This is a genomic window from Sarcina sp. DSM 11001, from assembly GCF_900101015.1.
Classification (GTDB): Bacteria; Bacillota; Clostridia; order Lachnospirales; family Lachnospiraceae; genus CAG-791.
Window position 1 is genome coordinate 20,707 of record NZ_FNFZ01000030.1, and the last position, 23,975, is coordinate 44,681.

Sequence of the window (23,975 nt, forward strand, 5' to 3'; positions counted from 1 at the left end):
ACCCTTTCACCGGGCTGTGAAAGAGTGTCGGGAAAATTCGTCTGCTGGGCTGCTGGTCATTCCGCGCAGAGGAGGGAGATTCTCCGATTCGACACATCCCTGATGGAAGTCTGAGGGTCATTCCGCGAAGAGGCGGGAGATCCTCATCACAGGCCATGCCGTGACGGACAAGCTCCGGTCATTCCCCGCAGAGGCGGGAGATCCTCAGGGCATCCTCACGGCGGCAGCGCGCCCGGACGCGGATCCCTTCCGGAAGGTATTCTTCCGAGAGCAGGACGCCGCAGCTGCGGATTTCCTGCAGGAGGGCGCCTTTTTTATAAGGAATGAGAAAACCGGTCTCTGTGCGGCTTTCCTCCAGGGCGTCGTCGATCAGGGTGAGGATGTCCGGGATCCCGATCTTTTTTCCGGCGGCGAGGTAAAGGATCTCACCGCGCCGGTAGGGGATCCGGAGAGGCACAGGGCGGTCTTTCTCCGAGGCTTCTTCCCGCAGGGCCAGATCGACCTTGTTGTAGAGATAGACGACAGGAATATGCCCGGCGCCGATCTCCTCCAGGGTCCTGGCGGTCACCTCGATCTGCCGGCGGTAATCGGGATCGGAGAAGTCGACCACCTCCAGGAGAAGGTCCGCGCAGCATACTTCGTCCAGAGTGGACCGGAATGCCTTGACGAGGGCATGAGGGAGATCGCTGACAAAACCGACGGTATCTGACAGGAGGAAAGGAATATGACCGGGCGCGTCGATCCGGCGGACGCTGGTGTCGAGTGTGGCAAAGAGCATGTCGGCTTCAAAGACGGTCTTGCCCCCGGCTTGCTCCGCCGTATCAGGAGAACTCATCCTGTCCTGGGAAATGGGAGCAGAGATGTTCGATGGATCTTTGAAAGATCCCTTGGCTGCTGAATCGCAGAAAGACTCGCCGGCCGGGTCTGTATTTTTTAAAGAACCAGAGAGAGGGCTCCTGTCTGCAGGGGAAAAAGAGCCAGTGCCTGAACCGGATGTCCCCGCGCAGTACTTCAGCAGGGCATTCATCACAGTCGATTTGCCTGCATTGGTGTAGCCGACCAGAGCGACTCTGGTCATGCCTGTCCGCATGCGGCGGTTTCTCTGAGTGGCCCTTTCCCGGCTGACAACATCGAGCTCCCGGCGGAGCTCCGCGATGCGGTGCTCGATCCGGCGGCGGTCCAGTTCCAGCTTCTGCTCGCCAGCTCCCTTGTTGGAGAGGCGGCCGCTCCCGCCGCCCTGACGGGAGAGATTGGTGCGCATGCCCGCGAGCCGCGGGAGCATGTATTGAAGCTGCGCGGATTCCACCTGGAGCTTGGCCTCGCGCGTTCTTGCGCGCAGGGCAAAGATCTGCAGGATCAGCCCTGTCCGGTCCAGGACCTCCGTGTCCAGCACTTTTTCCAGGTTCCTGGTCTGCATCGGAGTCAGCGCTTCGTTAAAGAGGACGATGTCCGCATCGAACTCCTCCACCTCTTTTTTTAACTCGAGGACTTTACCGCTTCCTATGTAGGTGGCGTGGGTGACAGCCGGGGCATTCTGGACGAGGACGGAAACGGCCTTGAGCCCGCAGGCTTCCGCCAGGCCGCGGAGCTCTGCCATGGCGCGGGCATACTTCCCGGCGTCCGTACCTGTGTTGCATCCGGCCAGAATGGCGCGGCTTCCTTTTTCCGCCGGCTCAGGCCCACTGCTTCTGGAAGTCCTGCGCGGTATCTCAGGCTCACTGCTCCCGGCAGCCCTGCGCGGAACCTCCGGCCTTTCTGACCCATGCGGAACTTCCGGTCTTTCTGACCCATGCGGAACCTCCGGCCTTTCTGATCCATGCGGTACCTCTGGCATTTCCAATCTGTAAGGTACCTTCGGTTTTTCCGGGACTTCCTTTGTTTCCGGCGCGGATCCCGCCCGGACATATTTATTTTTTCCCCAGCTGATTATCAGATCTGTATCTGCGCGGCTGTGGTCCGAACCATCATTGTGCTTCAAACGATCATCCCCCTTAAGGCAGTATTTTCGCTATATAAAATTCGTTATATAAAACGATATAAAACGGCATGATAAACGATATAAAACAGCCTGTACCCTATGCGGGCCTTTCCGGCTTCAGTGCAGTGCCGTCACCGGTACAAGTATAGCTATGGAGCCTGTAAGTTACAAGTCACTCATTGACCGGCTGCAGCTTTTAAAAAGCCTTTAAAAAGCAATTGCGCATCATTGCGCACCTTGGAAACGAGAGTATCTGGACAAAGCAATTAAATTGTGATAAATTAAATTGCTCTTTTTGCCCAATAAAGAGAAAGCTCAGACCGGAAAATACAGATCAGAGTCTGAGCTCAGAATCATAAACAAGGAGACAATAGTCATAAACAACGGGATGACAGTCATAAACAATAAGATGACAGTCATAAACAACGGGATGAGTGTCATAAGCAGTGTGACCATAGTCATAAACACAATAGTCATAAACACATAAACAATAGAAACGGAGGTGGACTCAGGGAATGTCCGAAACAATAAATAAATACGACTGCCTGCGTCTGGACAGCCAGCTGTGCTTCCCCCTGTACGCATGTTCCAAAGAAATCATCCGCAGATATAAACCTTATCTGGATAAGCTTGACCTGACTTATACCCAGTACATCACGATGATGGTGCTGTGGGAGCACAGTGACATCAATGTCAAGGAGCTCGGAAAATGTCTGTATCTGGACTCCGGCACGCTCACACCTGTCCTCAAGAAGCTGGAAAGCAAAGGCTATCTGCTCAGAAGCAGGTCCAGGACTGATGAGAGAAATCTGACCGTCTCCATAACGGAGGAGGGAAAAAGGCTGCAGGACCGGGCCCTGGAGGTTCCCGCCCGCATGGCCTGCTACGTTGATCTCTCTGAAGAGGAAGCCGGCCTCCTTTATAATCTTCTGTATAAAATTCTGGGAAATATCAGCAAGGAGCAGTGAGCATACCGGGATAATTCCGCATGGAAATCAGCGCCACAGCCTTTTAAGCTTTTAAAGCTCTTTGAGCCTTAAAGCTACTTTAGCTCTTTGAGTTTTTTGAGCTTTTGTAAGCAGGGCTTAAGCATGGAACCAAAAACGATGAAACCGATGAAACCAGTAATGCGGATACTATGTAGCAGTTTCAACAGAACTATGCTATCATTATTGTGTATGTCCATCTTTATGTGAACTTCTTTAAAAAGTTTAAAAAGGGACAGCTCTGAATAATAAAGTGCAGAAAGATCATGCGCTTACAGGCAGCGGCAGACCATACACTTCAGAGAAGTTTTAAGAGAAGTTTTAAGAGAAGCTTTCAGAAAAGCTTTCATAGATGCTGAAGAAGGGGTGGAGAAAGTGGAGAAACGGTCGAGCCGGTTTCATGCTGCTGACTGCCGGTATACATCCCTTTGATTCGAATATGGAAAGGAACAATAGATCATTATGTCAAGATTAACAGACAAGCTGTTCGGTACGCACAGCGAGAGAGAGATCAAGAGGATCCGCCCCCTGGTGGACAAGATCGAATCGCTCCGCCCTGCCATGCAGGCCCTCACTGATGAGGAGTTCAGGGCGAAGACAGAAGAGTTCAAAAAGCGTTTTCAGAACGGGGAGACCCTGGATGACCTGCTGGTCGAGGCTTATGCGGCAGTCCGCGAAGGCGCGCGCCGCTCGCTGGATATGGAGCCCTTCCGGGTCCAGCTGATCGGCGGCATTATCCTGCACCAGGGCCGTATCGCGGAGATGCGTACCGGTGAAGGTAAGACCCTGGTGGCGACCATGCCCGCCTACCTCAACGCTCTGGAGGGACGGGGCGTCCACATCGTCACAGTCAACGATTACCTGGCAAAACGTGACGCCGAGTGGATGGGGCAGGTCTACCGTTTCATGGGCCTGACTGTCGGTGTCGTCCTCAACAGCATGACACCCCAGGAGCGCCAGGAGGCCTATCGCTGCGACATCACCTATGTGACCAACAACGAGCTCGGTTTTGACTATCTGCGCGACAACATGTCGATCTACAAGGAGCAGCTGGTCCTGCGTGAGCTCCACTACGCTATCATCGACGAGGTCGACTCCGTCCTCATCGACGAAGCCCGTACGCCGCTGATCATCTCCGGCCAGAGCGGCAAGTCCACCAAGATCTACGAGGCCTGCGATATTCTGGCGGGCCAGATGAAGAGGGGCGCCGATGTCGAGGACCTGTCCAAGATCGACGCCATTATGGGCATCGAGCGCGAGGAGACCGGCGACTTCATCGTCAATGAGAAGGACAAGCTCGTCAACCTGACGGCGGAAGGCGTCACCAAGGTCGAAAAATTTTTCCGGATCGACAACCTGGCGGATCCCGAGAACCTGGAGATCCAGCACTGCATCATCCTGGCCCTGCGCGCCCACAACCTCATGCACCGCGACCACGACTACATCGTCAAGGATGACCAGGTCCTGATCGTCGACGAGTTCACCGGCCGTGTCATGCCCGGCCGCCGCTATTCCGACGGCCTGCATCAGGCGATCGAGGCCAAGGAGCACGTCAAGGTAAAACGCGAGAGCCGGACCCTGGCGACCATCACCTTCCAGAACTTTTTTAACAAATTTGATAAAAAGGCCGGCATGACCGGTACAGCCCTGACCGAAGAGCGCGAGTTCCGTGAGATCTACGGCATGGACGTCATCGAGATCCCGACCAACCGCCCTGTGATCCGTTTTGACGACCAGGATGCGGTCTACAAGACGAAAAAGGAAAAATTCCGCGCGGTGGTCAATGCCGTCCGCGAGGCCTACGAAAAGGGACAGCCTGTTCTGGTGGGCACCATCACGATCCAGGTCTCCGAGGAAGTTTCAAAGATGCTGAAAAAAGCCGGCATCCCTCACAATGTCCTGAACGCCAAATTCCATGAGATGGAAGCGGAGATCGTCGCAGAGGCGGGCCGTCACGGCGCCGTCACCATCGCCACCAACATGGCCGGCCGAGGCACTGATATCAAGCTTGATGAGGAGGCACGCGCCGCAGGCGGCCTCAAGATCATCGGCACAGAGCGCCACGAATCCCGCCGTATCGACAACCAGCTGCGAGGCCGAAGCGGACGTCAGGGAGACCCCGGCGAATCCCGCTTCTACATCTCCCTGGAAGACGACCTCATGCGTCTGTTCGGTTCCGACCGCATGATCGGAATGTTCAATGCCCTGAATATCCCCGAGGACCAGGAGATCACGCATAAATCTCTCTCAAAGGCGATCGAGGGCGCTCAGAAGAAGATTGAGAACAACAACTTCGGAATCCGTAAAAACCTGCTCGATTACGACCAGGTCATGAACGAACAGCGCGAGATCATCTACACCCAGCGCCGCGAGGTCCTCGACGGCAAGAGTATGCGGGACAGCGTCTACAAGATGATCACCGATTTTGTCGATTCTACTGTAGATACCTGCATCAGCGATGATATCGACAGCGATGACTGGAATCTCACCGAGCTCAATGAGCTCCTGCTGCCCACCATCCCCCTGCAGGTCGTCAACCGCGGCCGTATCCGCGAGCGCACCCGCGACGGGCTCAAGCAGCAGCTCAAGGAAGAAGCAGTCGCCCTCTACGAATCCAAGGAAGCCGAGTTCCCGGAGCCTGAGGCCGTCCGCGAGCTCGAACGTGTCGTTATCCTCAAGGTCGTCGACCGCAAGTGGATGGACCACATCGACGACATGGAACAGCTCCGTCAGAGCATCGGCCTGCAGGCCTACGGCCAGCACGATCCCCTTGTGGAATACAAGATGGCCGGCTACGACATGTTCAATGAAATGACCCGCAACATTATGGAGGAGACCGTCCGCGTCCTCTTCCACGTCAAGGTCGAGCAGAAAGTAGAGCGCGAGGAAGTCGCCAAGGCCACCGGCACCAACAAGGACGACACCGCTGTCAGACAGCCCAAGCGCCGCACTGACAAAAAGATCTACCCCAACGACCCCTGCCCCTGCGGCAGCGGCAAAAAATACAAAAACTGCCACGGCAGACCCGGAAGAGTCTGAAGCGGCAGCCCCGGCAGGGATAACAGATGTCTGCATAACAGAACATCATCCCTAAAACCAGAACACCATCCAAAAATCAGAACATCATCGAAATAACGTAGAGAACAAGAGGACTGTCATGTCCTCTGGAGGAAATATATGTTACAACTGGATCAGATGAAAACAGAAATCCAGCAGTATGAGAGCACGATGCACGAGGTGCTCGACTCACTGGATCTCGAATACAAAAAGCAGCGTATTGAGGAGCTGCAGCGCGAGTCGGAGGCACCGGACTTCTGGTCGGACGCCGACACCGCTAATAAAAAGATGAAGCAGCTCAAGGATCTGCAGACCACTGTAGAGGACGCGGAGCATGTCGAGAGCCAGTATGAGGATATCCTCATGCTGATCGAGATGGGCAATGAAGAAAACGACGAATCCGTCATCGAACCTGTCCGCGAAGACCTCGATGCTTTCAAAAACAAACTGGAGGAGATGAGGCTGGCGACCCTGCTCACAGGCGAATACGACGACTCTAATGCCATCCTTTCCCTCAACGCCGGCGCGGGCGGCACGGAGAGCTGTGACTGGTGCTCCATGCTCTACCGCATGTACACCCGCTGGGCTGACCGCAAGGGCTTCAAGGTCGACGTCATGAACTATATCGACGGCGACGAGGCGGGCATCAAATCTGTTGATTTCCAGATCAGCGGCCCCAACGCCTACGGCTACCTGAAGAGTGAGCGCGGTGTTCACCGCCTCGTGCGCATTTCGCCCTTCAACGCCCAGGGCAAGCGCCAGACCTCCTTTGTCTCCTGCGATGTCATGCCTGATATTGAAAAGGATATCGATATCGTCATCAACCCGGACGACATCCGGATCGACACTTACCGCTCCAGCGGCGCCGGCGGCCAGCACATCAACAAGACCAGCTCCGCCATCCGCATCACGCATTTCCCGAGCGGCATTGTCGTCACCTGCCAGAACGAGCGCTCTCAGTTCCAGAACAAGGACAAGGCCATGCAGATGCTCAAGGCAAAGCTCTATATGCTGAAAAAAGAGGAGGAAGAGGCCAAACTCGCCGGTATCCGCGGCGAGATCAAGGACATCGCCTGGGGCAGCCAGATCCGCTCCTACGTCCTGCAGCCCTATACCCTCGTCAAGGACACCCGCACCCAGGAGGAGACCTCCAACACCGGCGCCGTCCTCGACGGTGACATCGACCGCTTCATCAACGCCTACCTGCGCATGGGCGCCAACAAGGCCGGAAGAGTAGAGGAAGCATAAATGCATTTAAGCACCGAAATGGCTGGAAGAGCAGAGGAAGCATAAATGCATTTAAGTGCCAACAAGGCTGGAAGAGCAGAGAAAGCGTAAATGCCTATAAGCGCCAATAAGGCTGGAAGAGCAGAGGAAGCGTAAAGAAAGAAGTTTTTATAATGCCGGATAAAGAAACAAAAAAACTCTTCGACGAGGATGGATACGCAGACTCGTTTGAAGCAAAAGTTCTCGCTGTGCGGAAAGATATTGAGCAGAAAAACACCGCACAAAAAACAGCGGAAAATCAGCAGAGAGTCAAAGAAGAGAGTACAGCTAAAGAAGAAAGAATTACTGAAGAAAGAATTACTAAAGAAGAAAGAACCGATAAAAGGAAAAGAACAGGTAAAGAGAAGGGAACAGGTAAAGAAAAAAGAACGGTTGATGAGGGTAGAATTCTGGAAGTCATCCTCGACCAGACCCTCTTTTTCCCGGAAGAAGGCGGCCAGACGCCGGACACAGGAACACTGGGCGGATTTCCGGTCGTTGATGTCCAGCTGGACGGTAATGTGATCCGGCATTTTGTCAGGATCCCCGCGGATGATAAATCCGCAATGGAAATATTTGTCCCCGGCAGGATCATCTCCGGCCAGATCGATTTCGCCCACCGCTTTTCCAACATGCAGAATCACTCCGGCGAGCACATCCTGTCAGGGCTGGTGCACGGTAAATTCGGCTACGACAATGTGGGCTTTCATCTGAGCGACAATACCGTCACCCTGGATTTCAACGGTCCTCTTTCCGATGAGGATATCCTCTGGCTGGAAAAGGCCGCCAACCGCGTTGTATGGGACGATTTGGAGATCCGCGCCTGGTATCCGGATGAAGAGGCTCTTGAAAAAACCCCCTATCGCAGCAAAAAGGAGATCGACGGGCCGCTCCGCCTGGTGGAGATCCCCGGCGTTGACGTCTGCGCCTGCTGTGCGCCGCACGTCCACAGGACCGGCGAGATCGGCGTGATCAAGATCATCCGCACCCTCCGCGAAAGGAGCGGCATCCGCCTGACGATCCTCTGCGGAAGCCGGGCTCTCGAGTATCTGCAGCAGCTGCAGAAAGCGGCAGAGGACACCTCCCACCTGACCAACATGCCCCGCGAGGAGATCGCAGCGGGTGTTGCCCGGATTCTGGACGAGAACGAGAGACTCCGGCAGCGGGAGAGCGCCCTTGAGACCATGGTAACAGATGCCCTGGCGGCAGCTGTCCCGGCAGACCGGGAGCATGTTTTCCTGTTTACGGGCGGGATCGGCAACCTAGCCCAGCGCAGCCTCGTCAACCGCCTGTGCGAAACCCACACCGGTTATTGCGGTGTGTTCAATGGAAACGACGGGACGGGCTACAAATATATCATCGGCGCAGGGACCCCGGCCGGGAACCGGGAACCCGTGGATGCCCGCGTCCTGAATGCCTGCCTCAACAAGAGCTGCGGCGCCAGAGGAGGCGGCAAGCCCGCCATGGTGCAAGGCTCTGTCCAGGCTTCTGAGGAAAAGATCCGCACTGCCCTGGACGAAGCCCTGGACACACCGTGACCCTGAACAGACCCTGAACAATTCAAGACTCGTTCGTGAGTTTTGCGTGCCGGATAAAGATTCAAGACTCGCATAAAATACTCTCCCGGCAGCGTCAGGCTCCGGATCCTGAAAACCGGCCGGTTTTCCGGCCTGAAAACCGGCCTGAAAATACAATGATCTTACTATAAAGAGAGGAGGACTGAGATGGGCGGTATTATATATCTCTTTTTATTCGCGATTATTATTATCCGTTTTATGGCCCAGAAGGGCGGATCAAAAAAAGGGACGGGAAACGCCGGAAACACAGGCAGAACAGCATCAAGACGGCCCTCCGCCAATCGGCCTCTTGCCTCTGACGGACACAGAGTTCCCAGTGATCAGGATATTTCCTGCCGCCGCTTCGGACATAAACACGAAGAATTCGAAACACCCCGTTTTATCCCCCATTCCGATCCCGAAGAAGGCTATATCATCCTTAACGGGATCAAAATGAAAAGGGGAGACGCAGACCGGTATGAGGAAAGGATCTGATTTCTTTCCCTGAACCGCCTTTCGAAAAAGAGGAAGGGGGCTGTTCTCTGTCTCTTTTTAAGTCGCATAAAGCGGAACAGCGTTTAACAGAATTATTGCCATTCTGCTTAAATATAAAATGCCTGGTGAAAAATGCCTGGTGAAAAATGCCCGGCGAAAAATGCCCGGCGAAAAATGCCTGGCAGAAAATACTCGAATTTTGAATTGGGAGGTAATGTTTGATGAGAAGAAGACTTACAGCTGTTCTACTGGCACTCTGCATCATTACGAGTACAGCCCTGCCGGCCTTCGCGTCGGAAGAGAAGGACCAGAAGGGAGAGGGCTCGACTGCAGAGCAGTCGTTATTAATGGAGACATCAGAGGATGCCGGCGGTTTTCAGAGCGTGGAAGAAGCTTCCACCCTGGAGACGGGCGAACAGTCTTTAAGTGAGGGAGCGGAAGATCTGGCCTCTGTCGCAGAGACAGGGGAGCAGTCGTCTCTTGCAGAGACGGGAAAGGAGTCTGCCGCCGAGAGCGCAGAGGAACTGCCGGTCCAGGAAAAGATCAAGCCTTATGGCAGCCCCTGGATCAACTCCAATGTTTACGGCATGATCACCGAGGATACCCCCAGACCCGGGGTCAGGGATGATTTTTACCTGGCTGTCAACTATGATTATCTCAATAAGACGAAGATCAAGCCCGGACACGAAGTCATAGGGACAGAGGACGAGATTTCAGACCTGCTCATCGATAGGATTTCCGGATTGATGACAGATTCTGAGGATACAAGTCCGGAAGCAGACCGGGTCAGGACCCTCTATCAGATGTATCTGGACTGGGAGGGAAGAGAAAAGGGAAGAGACTACATTTCTTCAAAAATCAAAACGATCTTGAACATTTCCTCTCTGGAGGATCTGAGTGCATATCTTGGTTCCTGGGAGGGAAGAACGGGAACGAATATTCTGGAAATCTATCTGGATACCGATATAGATGATCCTGGCCGTCATATGACTGATATCGGTCCCACATCGCTGACCCTTGGAACCAGGGACGAATATGAAAGTATAACCGATTCCGGGAAACGAAATAAAAAACACAGCGACAGTGCCGCAAAGTACATGCTGATCCAGTATGCAGGATGCAGTGAAGAAGCAGCCCAGGAACTGATTGAAAATCGGTATGCCTTTGAAAAAGCGGTTTCAGAAAGTATGATGAACAGCACGGAACTGGCCGCGGGGGATTCGATCAGGAAAAGGACCAACATCATGACAGCGGAGGAGCTTGCTGCCGCTGCCCCTGCGTTGCCCATTAAAGAGATGTTGTCTGCTGTCGGTTTCGATCCTTCGCTCAGGATCAATCTGGAACAGCCTGCCTGGCTGACAAAGCTCAATGAACTCTATACAGAAGAAAATCTGGAGCAGATCCGGGCTTATCTGGTCTGCGAAACCGCGGCTGGTTATATCGGAAAAGCGGACGAAGCGGCCTACAGGGAGGCAAAACGTCTTGAGAGAGAGTTCTCCGGCCTTTCCGCAAGCCGCGAAGATGAATACTATGCGACGAATATGGTCGCAAGAGTTCTGTGGCAGGATGTGGACAAGATGTACGTCGCTAAATACTGCTCTCCTCAAATGAAAGAGGATATCCGCACTCTCATGGAGGAAGCGATCTCTACCTATAGAGAAATGCTCACAGAGGAAACATGGCTTTCACCGGAGACAAGGGAAAAAGCGATCAGTAAGCTGGATCACCTGACCCTTCTTCCCGTCTATCCTGACGACGACAAATGGCTGGACTGGTCGCAGATCTCCATCACACCTGCCGCGGAGGGCGGAAACTACGCGCTGGCCATGGACGAGATCAGTGAAGCGCAGTGGAAAATTTGCCAGCAGATGAGTTTCGAACCAATTGACAAGCAGGTCTGGAATATGCGGACATCTGAGATGAATGCAGCCTATATGCCTACCACTAACAGCATCCTGGTTTTTGCGGGAATGCTGAATGGAAAGTACTACAATGAATCCATGTCCAGAGAGGAAAAAATGGGAGCGATCGGCACTGTGATCGGACATGAGATCTCCCATGCTTTTGACCCCACAGGCTCTCAGTTTGATGAGACAGGCGCTGTTCACAGCTGGTGGACGGATGACGACCGCGCCGCCTTTGACAAGAGAGCGTCAAAACTCATCGCCGCTTATGACGACATACATCCCTGGAAGGACGGCAGCGCCTGCAACGGAACTATTCTGCAGGGAGAGGTGGCTGCCGACATGGGCGGTATGGCCTGTATGCTGCGCATCGCAAAGACGATCGACGGTTTTGATTACGATAAATTCTTCCGCGCCTATGCAGAACTCGATGCTGTAGGCTATCTGGAGAATGTCATGGAGAATATCTATAAATATGATCCTCATCCGCCCTACTACCTTCGCGTCAATATGACCCTCCCCCAGTTCGACGAGTTCCAGAGGCTCTACGATATCCAGCCTGGCGACGGCATGTATGTCGCGCCTGCCGACAGGATCGCGATCTGGGGCATGGGACGCTCCGGAGAATAAGGTGAAGGATCGGCTGACCAGCCGACGCAGAGCCGATGTAGAATGACTAACTGACTGGAAGCGGACTGCCATATTGACAACTGATTGAAAAACCAGCTGAAAATTGACTGAAAACTGATTGAAAAACCAGCTGAAAACGGACTGAAAACTGATTGAAAAAACAGCTGAAAACGGACTGTAAAGAAAAAACGGATCTCCTCTTGCCTGGGAGATCCGTTTTTTTTATCCGTACGATAGGGTGTAAGCAGGATGTTACTTGATTTGATCGTTCTGAGGAACCGCTCTGAGGAACCGCTCTCAGACATCGGTATCAGGCATCATCAAAATCCCGTACAGCTGCCGATATGACCTGTCCCGGCTGAGCAGGGGCAGCATTTTCTTTTTCCACTGAAGTGACAGCTGAGAGCTGCTCAAAGTACTCGTCGCGGGCTTTGAGATATGCACGGTTGTAGTTGGGATCTTCATGCCGCAGATCCCGGAAATAGTGGTGCTCTTTGTCCGCCAGTTCAGGGCGGACGCGGATGACGACGGATTCACCGACGTTGGAACTGACATCCGCGATCCTCATCATATCGGAGAGAAGATTTTCAAAGTTGGGATCGAGAAAGACATTACATTGTCCGCGGCTCATGCGGCTGAGATGATTGTCCTTGAGCTCCCCGATCAGGTCCGCAGTGACCTTTCGCAGAGGCTGGATGTGATAAGCGGCATCGAGGTCGCGCTTTCCGAAGGCAATTTCTGTCTCGTCCAGGATTTTTTCCAGCAGCGAGTACAGGACATTCAGCTCTGACATGGCAATACTTGAAAAAGCAGTGTCTTTTTCACTCATGGACCGGGCGTTGTTGGCGATATTGACGGCGTGGTCACCCAGGCGCTCGAACTCTGAAAAGACCTTGTAATACTGGTTCAGGATGGCGACGTGGAGACTGTCTTTGAGATGAGGCAGGAGGGCGACCAGGTAGCCGCTGATGCGGTCCGCGAACATGTCGATATTTCCTTCATCCTCATTGATCAGATCATAGACGTCTTCCTCGTAATCGGTCAGCAGTCCATAAGCCCGGGAGATGTTTTCTTTTGCAAGCTGGAGCTGGGTCATCAGGATGTCGTAACAGCTGTTGAGGGCCAGTGCGGGTGTGGCAAAGAAGACGGGGTTGAGGGCATCCAGTTTGTCCTGGTATTTGTTCTCCACGACGGGTTCATCCTTGACGATCTTCCGGCTGAGCTTCTCAAAGACCGGGACCATGGGAATGAGCACCAGGGCGCAGGCGAGATTGAAGATCGTGTTCGTGTTGGCAATCAGACTCGAGTTGAGGGTGGCGTCCCAGATCCAGTCGAGCAGTCCCAGGGACCGCACGACCGCCACGACGATCAGCACCAGGGCCGACTTGCTCAAATTATAGAGGATGTTGACAATACCGACCCGGCCTGCTTCCGGCCGGGCGCCGATGGAACAGACGATCGCGGTCGTCACACAGTCTCCCAGATAAACACCGACGATGACCGGGTAGATGGCGTGCCAGATCAGGAGTCCGGAGGAGGAGAAGGCCTGCAGGATACCGATGGTCGCCGAGGAGCTCTGCAGTACGAAAGCAATACCGGCACCGGTCAGATAGCCTGCCAGAGGATTGTTCCCCAGTCCCGCGAAAAGGTCCTGGACGAGGGGGGATTCCGCGAATGAGCTCACGGCGCTGGTCATGTTCAGCAGGCCGGAGAACAGGATACCGAATCCGATGGCGATACTGCCGATGGTCCGCGCATTGCTGAAACGTTTGCTCCCCGTCATGATGATAATGATGCCGATGATCAGCGCGATCGGCGCCAGGGAGGAAGGCTGGAAGATCCGCAGCCAGGAACCCTTCTCAGCGTTCATATCGAGAAGTCGGATGATCTGTCCGGTAACAGTCGTGCCGACATTTGCGCCGATGATAATACCGAGTGACTGGTGCAGGGTCAAAAGACCTGCGCCCACGAGACCGGAGGTAATTACGATCGTCGCGGTCGATGACTGGATGATCGCAGTGACAGCCAGACCCAGTAGAAAGGCTTTAAAGACATTGTTTGTCACCGACTCCATGATCTGCTTGAGCGTTCCGGATGAACTCTCTTTGAGTCCGTCCCCCATCAGCCGCATTCCGTACAGGAACATGGCGAGGCCGCCCGCCAGCGTTAATACATTGAAAAAATCCATGATAGTCTCCATTATATCGTATATCGGCCATTATTCAGAAATAAACGGCACCATATACACACTTTGTTTCAGAAACGAAAAAAACCAACTTCTAACTTACAGGAATTTTTGTCAATAGTCAATGGAATGTCAGGCGGAAAGCTGTACGAAAAAACATCTAAAGACCTTCTCTGGTTATATGCTGCCGAATGTGTAAGCGAATCCCGTTTTTTTTCAGCGGGAGATCAGGACAGCGCTTTCACGGGGGCCAAGGGTAAACCTGGACGAAACGATGAGCGGAGGTTCTTCTCCGGCCGGGAAGGAGATGCCTTTGGAGCTGCAGACAAGGTGCCATTTCAGGCCATTGGGAATGCCGGGCAGGTCAAAGGTGTGCTCCTCCCAGTGCGCATTGACCAGGATATAGAGAAAGGCGTCTTTTTCGGTTTTGTATTTTACATGATCCTCGGCGTAGAGGACGGCAAAGTAGAGGGCGGGAGCCTGCGGATCGATCTCCCACGGGGTGAGGGAATGGAAGGAGAGCTCAGGAAAGCCTGTTCCGTTTACACTGTCATCAAAACGGGGAGCACGCAGAACGGGGTGCGCGGCGCGCAGCGCAAGGAGTGTCTTTACATACTCATACAGGTTCTGATACTCGTTAAGGCGGTTCCAGTTGAGCCAGGAGATCTCATTGTCCTGACAGTAGGCATTGTTGTTTCCGCACTGTGTGTTGCCGAATTCATCTCCGGCCAGGAGCATCGGCACACCGCGGCTTGTGAGCAGCAGGGTGTGGAAGTTGAGGATCTGCCGCATCCGGAGGTCCCGGATGCCGGGATCATCAGTTTCGCCCTCCGCGCCGCAGTTCCAGCTGTCATTGCAGTCAGACCCGTCACGGTTACCCTCTCCGTTTGCTTCATTGTGTTTTTCGTTATAGGAGACCAGATCATACATCGTGAAACCGTCGTGGCAGGTGATGAAATTGACCGACGCCGCAGGTCCCCGTCTGGCATAGATATCCCCCGAGCCCGCGATGCGGTTGTAGAGCTCAGGCGCACAGCTTTCGTCTCCCTTGATGAAACGCCGCACACAGTCCCGGTACTTACCGTTCCATTCCGACCAGCGGTTCCAGGAGGGGAAATTACCGACCTGATACAGACCGCCGGCATCCCAGGCCTCCGCGATCAGCATAGTACTGCCCAGTACGGCGTCATTGGCCAGGGTCTCGATCAGGGGCGGGGACATCATGGGCCTGCCTTTTTTATCCCTTGTCAGGATAGAGGCGAGGTCGAAACGGAAGCCGTCGATGTGATAGGAGGACACCCAGTAACGCAGACAGTCCAGGATGTGGTTCCTGACAACGGCATTATTGCAGTTCATGGTATTTCCGCAGCCGCTGAAATTGACATACGTACCGTCGGGAGACAGCAGGTAATAGGTGCGGTTGTCAATGCCCTTGTAGGATATGACAGTTCCGTTTTCATCCCCCTCCGCCGTGTGATTGAACACGACATCCAGAATGACCGCGATTCCGTTCTGATGGAGCTTTTTGACCAGATTCTTGAGCTCGTCGACCTCCATCCCAAAGGGACCCGATGCCGCGTAACCGGCCTTGGGCGCGAAAAAACAGACCGTCGAATAGCCCCAGTAATTAAAAAGAGTCCTGCCGTCCATTTCACGGGCATGCTCACGTTCGTCAAAAGCAAAGACAGGCATCAGTTCGATACAGTTTATACCCAGGGACTGGAGATAAGGAATCTTTTCCACGATCCCGGCAAAAGTCCCACGGTATTTGATGCCGCTCGAAGGATCCTGGGTAAATCCCCTGACATGCATCTCATAAATGACCAGATCCTCCATCGGGATTTCAAGGGGCTTGTCGCCCTCCCAGTCATAATCCTCCCTGATAATATGTCCCCTGTATAAAAAGGGCATCTCCGCCGCCAGCTCCTGATCCACTGCACTCCTGCCGGAGACAGACTTGGCGTAGGGATCCAGCAGGATATGCCTGCGGTCAAAGAGCAGACCTGCACCCGGATCATAGACACCGTCGAAGCGGTAAGCGTATTCTGTCGTCTCGATGGTGATGCCGAACACCATCATCGTGTAGACGTTACCTATCCGGAATTCCTCCGGAAAAGGGATCTCGGCAAAAGGCTCCTCTTCCCCGATATTGAACAGCACAAGAGTACAGGCTGTCGCTTCTTTGGAAAAAATGCTGAAGTTCACAGCTCCATCTTCGATCAGTGTCGCCCCGAAAGGCATCACCCTGCCGACCCTGTACAGCAGACCGTTTATTTCATTTGTAGGAAAAGTGTCCACCAACTGCATTTTTGAACTCCTTTCACCTTTTTCGTAAATATTGAAAATATTTTAGCATGATAAAAGGCTGAGAGACAAGAGCAGGACACACGGGGGACACACGGGGACGGTTCTTTTGTGTCTGTCCCCATGTTTTGTGGTCTGCGGGGACGGTCCTTTTGGGGACACACGGGGATGTTTCTTTTGTATCCGTCTCCCGCAGGCTGTCCGAAGCCCCAGGTTATATATCCGTCCTCTGCGGGCTGTCCGAAGACCTGGGTTATGTATCTGTCCTCTGTGGGCTGTCCGAAGCCCCAGGTTATGTATCCGTCTCTCGCAGGCTGTCCGAAGCCCCAGGTTATGTATCCGTCTCCCGCAGGCTGTCCGAAGACCCAGGTTATCTAAGCTCAAAAGCCAGTGTTTATGCGACTTTTCCTGGGCGTAAAAAAGGTTATCGGACAGTCTCCCCATGTTTTCGCATGCTTTTATTCCTTTTTTGTTTTGATAGTGCGATAGATAATCGTTCGACTGCATCCGGTAATCCGGCTGATCTGAGTAATGGCTGCTCCCCTGGCATACATCTCTTGTAACAGGCGGTTGCGTGCAGGACGGTCAAGTGCCTGAAAGGCGGCTGCAGAAGTAATATTGTGCTGTTTGACAAGATAATCCCTGATTTCTGCATCACTCTTGTGCCGCACTTTTTCCGGGATATCAATAAAGCAGTCAGAGGTATCTTCGTTTGTGTATGCAATCAGCTCCTCCCGCGACAGGATTGAAAGTGCAAAATCCACATCCGTATGAAGAACAGGTGAAGCGCCAATATATTCCCGGTAACTGCTCGCGTAATACGCCTCGGGCTGCGCGCAGATCCCTGCCTTGATTGGGTTGCGGTGTATGTATCGCAGGGCCATCAGAAAATACGGATCACCATCGATCGGCTCACTTTTAAACCGATCCTGGAACAAGTGTCCGGTGCGCGCGTATTTGCGGTTAAAGAACATCACATACGATACACCCAGCCGTTTTATTGCCTGAGACAATGATTCCCCGGGACCCAGCTCAACTTCAGTATCGCCGATCCTGCATATACAGGGATTTCTGGCTCCATGCAGCAGCAGGTGTACATGATTATTCATCAGGCAATACCCGTACACCGCAAAACCGCAGCGCAGCTTGTATTCATCCAGCAGTGTCAGAAACTTGTCCTTGTCCTCCCGATCTTCGAAAATTTCCTGCCGGTTAATGCCGCGTAACATTACATGATAAATATTCGATTCTCCTGACTTCCTTGCGTGACGTCCCATGCATCCATCCTCCATGTAAATTATTATATTCATATAGATTGCATTTTTGATTGCTCCATCGCGGTATGAAGATGTTAAAAGAAAAACATATGAAGTTGTTAAACAAAAAACAGGGGACAGACACAAAAGGACCGTCCCCACAGACCGTCCCCACAGACCGTCGGACAGTCTCCGCAAATAAAAAACGACCAGACAGGGGCATGAAAAAACTGGAAAATATATTCGCGCCCTCAATCTGATCGTATAGTTTAAAATAGAAATATACGAATGATTTCATTCCTGTGGAAAAGATTATCACACTTCAGTATTCCTTACAAGAGCGAGAAAAAACACATGTCAGATATATTTGCCGAACCAGATTTGCTGAACAAATATGCTGGAACTGAGCAAAAACGAGCTTAAGAAAGGAAAAACGTTTGTACATTTACGGCAAAAACGATAAAAACAGCAAAATGCTTATGGAAAGCAAATTCACTATTGCTGATCCGTAAATCAGCATAGATAATAATACTGAGCATATCGCCACGTTAACAGCAGAATAGACATTCAGATGGGCATCTGCGTGTCAGAAAATAAACAGGAGGACAGACACGAAAGGACCGTCCCGTTGTTTCCAGAAAGTAAACAGGGGGACAGACACGAAAGGACCGTCCCGTTGTTTCCACACGTGTCAGAAAGTAAACAGGGGGACAGACACGAAAGGACCGTCCCGTTGTTTCCCCCTGTTTCAAGAGGATAAAAATGAACAGTTATAAAGACAAAAAGGAGCTGGACGTGCTCTGCATCGGGCAGGCTGTGATCGACTGCATCACCCGGGGGCAGGAGCCTGACAAACACCGGGAAAATGTGTTCCGGGCTGAGAGAATCGAACTGCATATCGGAGGGGATGCCGTCAATGAATCCATCGCCCTCGCCGGTATGGGACACCGCGTTGCCATCGCCTGCGGAACAGGCAGGGACATCGCCGGCAATATCCTGCACACAGAGCTGTCCGGCCGCGGCGTGGACATCTCCCGTGTGCGGGTCATGGATGCTCTGACGACTCCCATTGCTGAATTGATGGTCCACCAGGATGGAGGCCGGCACTCCATCAACAGCAGAGCGACCATGTTGGAGGGGTACATTCCGGCTCCTGAGGAACTTCGGCTGGAAGAGGCGCGGATCGTCTCTCTGGCCAGCCTTTTCAGAGCTCCCCTTGACCGGGCGCAGACGATCAGGGACATCGTCCTTGTCGCAAAAGCTGCCGGCGCGGTCGTGAGTGCGGATACAAAGCTCCCCACCTACCGCGAGCTGCAGCTGGAGGAGATCGCCGACATCCTGCCCCTCATCGATTATATTTTTCCCAATGAAAAAGAAGCCTCCTACTACTCGGGCATTTCTCTGGAAGAAGACGGGGAAACCCCGCTTTCCGATAAATACCGGAAAATGGCCGACGTGTTCCGGGGATACGGGATCAGGAATGTGATCATCAAAGCCGGCGCGGACGGCTGCTATGTCAGCGGTGAAAAAGGAACCTTCCACCTTCCGGCCCTCCCGGTGGAGGTCGTGGATTCCACCGGCGCGGGAGATAATTTTGTCGCCGGATTCCTCTCCGGAGTCCTGCGCGGCGAGGGCCTGACCGCCTGCGCGGAGCGCGGGCGCAGACAGGCCGCTATCTGCATTTCCCGTATGGGAGCCAGTGAGGAAAAGGAATGATCCTGTCGCCTGTCTCTCTGATAAAAGGGCTTGCCATGCCGGCATTTATTCGTTATTCTGGATTAGAGCGCTTATTTGTGTTTTCTTGTATAAATTTTCTTGTATAAAATGGAAAAATCCAGATAAGCGATGTTCCGCCAAATACGGCTCAGGAACTGTAAGCGATGTTCCGCCATATACGGCTCAGGAACTGCCGCCGTCCGCGGCCTGTGCGCCGGCGGACCATTGAAGCGCACAACAGACTGTTTTTAGTTTTTTCAAATCGAGGAGGAGACAATGCCGGTTAAAGAACCTGGAATGGAAGCGGAGAAGAAGTATCCGGTGATCACGATCAGCAGGGAATACGGTGCCCTTGGAAGGACGCTTGCGTCGATTCTTTCAGACCGCCTGGGAATCCCTTATTATGATAAGGATTTTGTCAAAAAAACAGCGGAAGACAGCGGTTATTCCATGGAAGATGTCGAAAGAGAAGGCGAGGATCTCAGCCCCTCGTCAGCATTGCTGAACACATTCCTGAACAGTGCGGTCTCATATAAGAGTTCACACGATGAGATCTTCAAAGCGCAGAAAGCAGTCATTCTGGAGCTTTCAAAATCCCCCTGTATTATAGTCGGCCGCGCAGCGGATCATATCCTGCGGGAGGCCGGGGCGGATGTATTCTGCATCTATCTGTATGCCTCTGTACATGACCGCAGCGTCAACATGGAGAACAGAGTTGAGTACGATGAATTGAGTATCGAAAAATATATAGCCAAGAGAGATTCCCTGAGGAAGACCTATTATAAACAGTACACCGGATGCGAAATGGGGAATGCGAATAATTACAACATTTGTTTTGACACGGGGAGGATCGATATCAGCCTCTGTGCGGATATTATCTGCAGGATTCTGGAGAGCGACTGAATATTTCGGACGTGATACAAAGATACAAAAACCAAGACAGACCTTCGCGGCGGCTCACGCATAAGCCTGCCGCGGAGGTTTTTTACTCGTCTTAGTACCAGCCGTCTCGAAACTCAAGGCGTTTTTTTCGTGGCTTCAAGCGCAAAAACCCAAGTGGAACGGTGAAAACCCCATCGCGAGGCGATAACAAAGCTTCGCATTGTTGAAATGGGATTTTCGTAAGTTACCGGCACTCGTTTTACTATGACAGGTGGCAGTTGTACGGCAATCGGATTTGTGTTAGAATCATACACGTATGCCCGTATACAATAGAGGGGGCTTTTGAAAGTTCCCTTTAAATGGCTTTAAAATAGTATTTTAAAAAGATAAAGGAGGATGCAATGCAGAAACGATTGCGCAGACTGATCGTCGCGGTAGTGCTGAGTGTCTGTATGCTGGTTCTTTCCGGCTGCGGCGGACATCGAATGATGATGGGAACAGGAGGCACGGCAGGAACCTATTATGCCTTCGGAGGTGTGCTTGCCCAGTATATGAAAAATTATACGGGATACAGTGTGACTGCCGTTTCCACGGATGCGTCCAAGGCGAATATCCAGAGCATCGGCGACGGGGATTACCAGATGGGCTTTACCCAGTCGGATGTCATGGCTTATGCCTGGGAGGGGATCAAGTCCTTTGAGAAGGACGGCCCCAGCAGGGACTTCAGAGTCCTGGGAGGCCTGTACGCGGAGACAGTCCAGCTGATCACCATGAATGACAAGATCCAGAGCGTGGCTGATCTGAAAGGCAAGAGCGTCTCGATCGGCGCTCCGGGTTCCGGTGTGTATTTTAACGCTGTGGATGTCCTGGAGGCCTCCGGCATCGGCCTGGACGGCATCAAGCCTCAGTACCAGAGCTTTGATGACAGTAAGGAAGCGCTCAAGGATGGTCAGATCGACGCCGCCTTTATCGTGGCGGGCGCTCCCACCTCCGCGATCACGGAGCTGGCTACGACCAACGGCGTGAACCTGATCCCGATCGACGGCGAGCTGCGGGACAAGATCATGGAGATGTGCCCGTATTACGCGCCCCTGCAGATCCCTGCGGACACCTATCCCAAACAGCCGGATCCCGTTGACACGATCACCATCAAGGCCACGATGATCGTCGATGCAGACCTCGATGCGGACGTCGTCTACGCGCTGACAGCAGCTATTTTTGACCACAAGGATGAGATCGCGCTTGAGAACGCCAAGGGACAGGAGCTCTCGATCGAGAACGCGACGGATGGTATGGCGGTTCCTTTCCACAAAGGCGCTGCGAGGTATTATGCCGAGCACGGCGTAACCGTTGAGACAGCGGATCAATAAGGGGGGAGAGCGGATGAGTAAAGAAGAAATCAAAAATTACGAAATCGAAAATGAAGACCTGGAAGAGGTCATGCGCAAATATGACCGTGAATCCAATGTCCGGGTATGGCAGGGAGTGCCGGCCATTATCGTCAAGGCGGTCCTGATCGGATTTTCCCTTTTCTGCATCTGGGTCACCCTGTTTGCGACCTTCCTGGAGGAGATCCGCCTCACTTCCTTTATGGGTCTGATTATCCTGCTGGGCTTTCTGACCTATCCCGCCAAAAAGGGGGAGCAGAAGGTCAATTATATTCCCTGGTATGACATTATCGGCATGGTCCTGGGGACAGGCGCTTTCCTGTACTACACCTTCTCTGCGCAGCAGATCATCCAGCAGGGAACGCGCTTCCAGACCTACCAGATCATCATCGCCGTGATCGGTGTAGCTGCCCTTCTGGAAGTCACCCGCAGAAGCGTCGGCTGGCCCATTCTGTTTGTGGCTCTGTTCTTTATCCTCTATGCGATCCTGTACGGCCTGACCAACCCGGCCTTCGCAGGGAGACTAAGGTATCTGGTCCGCAACCTCTTTTATACCAAGACCGGAATCCTTTCGACGCCGGTCAACGTGTGTTCCAAGTACATAGTAGTCTTTATTATCTTCGGTGCCTTCCTTGAGCGCACCGGTATCTCTGAATTTTTCATCAACCTCGCGAACTGCGCCGCAGGCCGTTATGCCGGCGGACCCGCCAAGGTCGCTGTCATTTCCTCCGCTCTTTGCGGTATGGTCAGCGGCTCTTCCGTTGGTAATACTGTCACGACCGGTTCTGTCACGATCCCCATGATGAAGGAGACAGGCTATAAGCCGGAATTTGCGGGAGCAGTCGAGGCGGCAGCTTCGACGGGCGGGCAGATCATGCCCCCGATCATGGGCGCCGCCGCCTTCCTCATGGCGGACATCATGGGCGTTCCCTATTCCCAGGTCCTGGTGCGCGCCATCCTGCCCGCGATCCTGTACTTTACAGGTATCTTTATCGCGGTCCATCTGGAAGCCAAAAAATACGGCCTCACCGGTATTCCTGAAGAACGCCTGCCCAGATTCGGACATCTGATCCGCAAGATCTATCTCCTGATCCCCCTGATCCTTCTGGTAATCTGGGTCTCCAACAACATGATGACCATGCAGAGGGCGGCAGCCTATTCCATTATTGCCGCGATCGTCGTCGGCATTATGGATGGAATTCTGGACGGAAGCTATAAAAAGGCTGTCCATGACCTGAAAAAAGACGGCGTGAGCGATCCTGTAAAGCAGGCCATCCTGGGGACGGACAAAGACACCGGAAACTGCTTTACGGTCCGCAAATTCCTGGATTCCCTGGAAGCCGGCGGCAAGGGGACCATCACTGTAGGCGCGGCCTGCGGCGTGGCGGGAATCATTTCCGGAACGATCACTATGACGGGTCTCGCCAATGAAATGATCAATGCCATCGTTGCCGTCGCCGGTGACCGGCTCTTCATCGCCCTGTTCCTGACCATGCTCTGCTGCATCGTCCTGGGCATGGGTGTTCCCACAACAGCTACCTACTGCATCATGGCGGCGACCTGCGCGCCGATCCTGACCAGAATGGGCGTTCCGATCCTGGCTGCGCATTTCTTCGTGTTCTATTTCGGCATTGTCGCGGATATCACTCCTCCGGTCGCCCTCGCGGCCTACGCGGGGAGCGCGATCGCCAAATCCAACCCCATGCGCACCGCTTTTAACGCCACAAAGCTTGCCATCGCGGCGTTCATCATCCCTTATGTCTTCTGCTTCAGCCCCGCCATGCTGCTGATCGAGACCAATGCTGCAGAGGTCGCCCTGATCTCCATCACTTCCCTGGTCGGTATCTTCGGGGTGGCTTCAGCCCTCGAAGGATATCTGCTGACGGATATGGGCATCCTGGACCGCATCCTGCTGGTGGCCGGCGGCCTTTTGATGATCATTCCCGGTTCGATGACAGACATTATCGGTCTGGTGGTCATCGCCGCGGGCGTCGCCCTGCAGTTTTTCAAGGCAAATAAAATGAAACCTGAATTATTCATGGACACCAACGCAAGACCATGCCCCGTGTCTGGTGCCTGATTTTTACCAGTTATCTCTGAGGAATCCCAGCTACCGCTTGAAAAAGGGCATACTTCCCCTACAAATATCAAGGGATTCCTGCGAGATTGTCAATGTTTCTTATTGCATCATATCAGGGATGCAGAAGTGGCGGCCACTATACTGCTGCTGGTTTCAAGCCCCTGATATTTGCAAGTGTTTGGTAGTATTCCTTTTTATAAGGACAGCTGCTGCAAAGTTTAAAAATCGTGTATCGCGCCGAATGTACAGCTTTGGCGGCAACCTTCAGCATTTTCAGCCGGATGGTATCAAC

Annotated in this window: 15 protein-coding genes; 10 read left to right on the plus strand and 5 right to left on the minus strand. The window is 53.1% G+C overall.

The features are described 5' to 3' along the window. Positions 1 to 178: 178 nt before the first annotated feature. Positions 179 to 1,978: a GTPase HflX gene (hflX, locus tag BLT02_RS17945; RefSeq protein WP_242869821.1), complete on the minus strand. Its 1,800-nt coding sequence runs from the start codon at positions 1,976 to 1,978 to the stop codon at positions 179 to 181. A 515-nt stretch (positions 1,979 to 2,493) separates the two neighbouring features. Between hflX and BLT02_RS13935 the strand changes: the two genes are divergently transcribed. The 6 genes from BLT02_RS13935 to BLT02_RS13960 all read left to right on the plus strand — a co-directional run bounded on the left by BLT02_RS13935 (position 2,494) and on the right by BLT02_RS13960 (position 11,872). Next, positions 2,494 to 2,946: a MarR family winged helix-turn-helix transcriptional regulator gene (locus tag BLT02_RS13935; RefSeq protein WP_092996784.1), complete on the plus strand. Its 453-nt coding sequence runs from the start codon at positions 2,494 to 2,496 to the stop codon at positions 2,944 to 2,946. A 480-nt stretch (positions 2,947 to 3,426) separates the two neighbouring features. Beyond that, on the plus strand, positions 3,427 to 6,003 hold the full coding sequence (secA, locus tag BLT02_RS13940) for a preprotein translocase subunit SecA (RefSeq protein WP_092996786.1): 2,577 nt from the start codon (positions 3,427 to 3,429) through the stop codon (positions 6,001 to 6,003). 138 nt (positions 6,004 to 6,141) lie between these two features. Then, positions 6,142 to 7,269 carry a peptide chain release factor 2 gene (gene prfB, locus BLT02_RS13945; RefSeq protein WP_092996789.1) on the plus strand — a complete coding sequence of 376 codons (1,128 nt, stop codon included), beginning with the start codon at positions 6,142 to 6,144 and terminating at the stop codon, positions 7,267 to 7,269. Positions 7,270 to 7,421: 152 nt separating this feature from the next. Beyond that, the gene (locus BLT02_RS13950) at positions 7,422 to 8,825 is read left to right on the plus strand and encodes an alanyl-tRNA editing protein (protein WP_092996792.1); all 1,404 of its coding nucleotides are present in this window, start codon (positions 7,422 to 7,424) and stop codon (positions 8,823 to 8,825) included. A 186-nt stretch (positions 8,826 to 9,011) separates the two neighbouring features. After that, positions 9,012 to 9,338: a hypothetical protein gene (locus BLT02_RS13955; protein ID WP_092996795.1), complete on the plus strand. Its 327-nt coding sequence runs from the start codon at positions 9,012 to 9,014 to the stop codon at positions 9,336 to 9,338. Between the two features lie 221 nt (positions 9,339 to 9,559). After that, positions 9,560 to 11,872, plus strand: a complete 2,313-nt coding sequence (locus BLT02_RS13960) for a M13-type metalloendopeptidase (RefSeq protein ID WP_092996798.1) — start codon at positions 9,560 to 9,562, stop codon at positions 11,870 to 11,872. 310 nt (positions 11,873 to 12,182) lie between these two features. On the opposite strand, the gene BLT02_RS13965 is transcribed toward BLT02_RS13960, so the two are convergent. The 3 genes from BLT02_RS13965 to BLT02_RS13975 form a co-directional block, all read right to left on the minus strand. Further along, positions 12,183 to 14,060, minus strand: coding sequence for a Na/Pi cotransporter family protein (locus BLT02_RS13965; RefSeq protein WP_175453848.1), 1,878 nt, complete (start codon positions 14,058 to 14,060; stop codon positions 12,183 to 12,185). A 213-nt stretch (positions 14,061 to 14,273) separates the two neighbouring features. Continuing rightward, positions 14,274 to 16,364: a glycogen debranching protein GlgX gene (gene glgX, locus BLT02_RS13970; protein WP_092996804.1), complete on the minus strand. Its 2,091-nt coding sequence runs from the start codon at positions 16,362 to 16,364 to the stop codon at positions 14,274 to 14,276. Positions 16,365 to 16,819: 455 nt separating this feature from the next. After that, positions 16,820 to 17,638: a transposase gene (locus BLT02_RS13975; protein ID WP_175453849.1), complete on the minus strand. Its 819-nt coding sequence runs from the start codon at positions 17,636 to 17,638 to the stop codon at positions 16,820 to 16,822. Positions 17,639 to 18,379: 741 nt separating this feature from the next. On the opposite strand from BLT02_RS13975, the gene BLT02_RS13980 reads away from it, so the two are divergent. The 4 genes from BLT02_RS13980 to BLT02_RS13995 all read left to right on the plus strand — a co-directional run bounded on the left by BLT02_RS13980 (position 18,380) and on the right by BLT02_RS13995 (position 23,683). Continuing rightward, complete coding sequence (locus BLT02_RS13980; protein ID WP_092996810.1) at positions 18,380 to 19,333, plus strand: carbohydrate kinase family protein; 954 nt, start codon at positions 18,380 to 18,382, stop codon at positions 19,331 to 19,333. Positions 19,334 to 19,609: 276 nt separating this feature from the next. After that, positions 19,610 to 20,236, plus strand: a complete 627-nt coding sequence (locus BLT02_RS13985) for a cytidylate kinase-like family protein (protein WP_242869822.1) — start codon at positions 19,610 to 19,612, stop codon at positions 20,234 to 20,236. Between the two features lie 380 nt (positions 20,237 to 20,616). After that, positions 20,617 to 21,585 carry a TAXI family TRAP transporter solute-binding subunit gene (locus BLT02_RS13990; protein ID WP_092996813.1) on the plus strand — a complete coding sequence of 323 codons (969 nt, stop codon included), beginning with the start codon at positions 20,617 to 20,619 and terminating at the stop codon, positions 21,583 to 21,585. Between the two features lie 13 nt (positions 21,586 to 21,598). Next, a complete protein-coding gene (locus BLT02_RS13995; protein ID WP_092996816.1) occupies positions 21,599 to 23,683 on the plus strand; it encodes a TRAP transporter permease in 2,085 nt (694 codons plus the stop codon). A gap of 136 nt (positions 23,684 to 23,819) precedes the next feature. Here the strand turns inward: BLT02_RS13995 and BLT02_RS14000 are convergent. Then, positions 23,820 to 23,975, minus strand: a 156-nt coding sequence (locus BLT02_RS14000) for a transposase (protein WP_175453850.1), incomplete at its 5' end; no start/stop codon positions are given.

What these genes read in the sequence shown, in the direction of transcription:
- BLT02_RS13935 (WP_092996784.1), top strand. Translation starts at nt 2,494, where the DNA reads ATGTCCGAAACAATAAATAAATACGACTGCCTGCGTCTGGACAGCCAG.
- secA (WP_092996786.1), top strand. Translation starts at nt 3,427, where the DNA reads ATGTCAAGATTAACAGACAAGCTGTTCGGTACGCACAGCGAGAGAGAG.
- prfB (WP_092996789.1), top strand. Translation starts at nt 6,142, where the DNA reads ATGTTACAACTGGATCAGATGAAAACAGAAATCCAGCAGTATGAGAGC.
- BLT02_RS13950 (WP_092996792.1), top strand. Translation starts at nt 7,422, where the DNA reads ATGCCGGATAAAGAAACAAAAAAACTCTTCGACGAGGATGGATACGCA.
- BLT02_RS13955 (WP_092996795.1), top strand. Translation starts at nt 9,012, where the DNA reads ATGGGCGGTATTATATATCTCTTTTTATTCGCGATTATTATTATCCGT.
- BLT02_RS13960 (WP_092996798.1), top strand. Translation starts at nt 9,560, where the DNA reads ATGAGAAGAAGACTTACAGCTGTTCTACTGGCACTCTGCATCATTACG.
- BLT02_RS13965 (WP_175453848.1), bottom strand. Translation starts at nt 14,060, where the DNA reads ATGGATTTTTTCAATGTATTAACGCTGGCGGGCGGCCTCGCCATGTTC.
- glgX (WP_092996804.1), bottom strand. Translation starts at nt 16,364, where the DNA reads ATGCAGTTGGTGGACACTTTTCCTACAAATGAAATAAACGGTCTGCTG.
- BLT02_RS13975 (WP_175453849.1), bottom strand. Translation starts at nt 17,638, where the DNA reads ATGGGACGTCACGCAAGGAAGTCAGGAGAATCGAATATTTATCATGTA.
- BLT02_RS13980 (WP_092996810.1), top strand. Translation starts at nt 18,380, where the DNA reads ATGAACAGTTATAAAGACAAAAAGGAGCTGGACGTGCTCTGCATCGGG.
- BLT02_RS13985 (WP_242869822.1), top strand. Translation starts at nt 19,610, where the DNA reads ATGCCGGTTAAAGAACCTGGAATGGAAGCGGAGAAGAAGTATCCGGTG.
- BLT02_RS13990 (WP_092996813.1), top strand. Translation starts at nt 20,617, where the DNA reads ATGCAGAAACGATTGCGCAGACTGATCGTCGCGGTAGTGCTGAGTGTC.
- BLT02_RS13995 (WP_092996816.1), top strand. Translation starts at nt 21,599, where the DNA reads ATGAGTAAAGAAGAAATCAAAAATTACGAAATCGAAAATGAAGACCTG.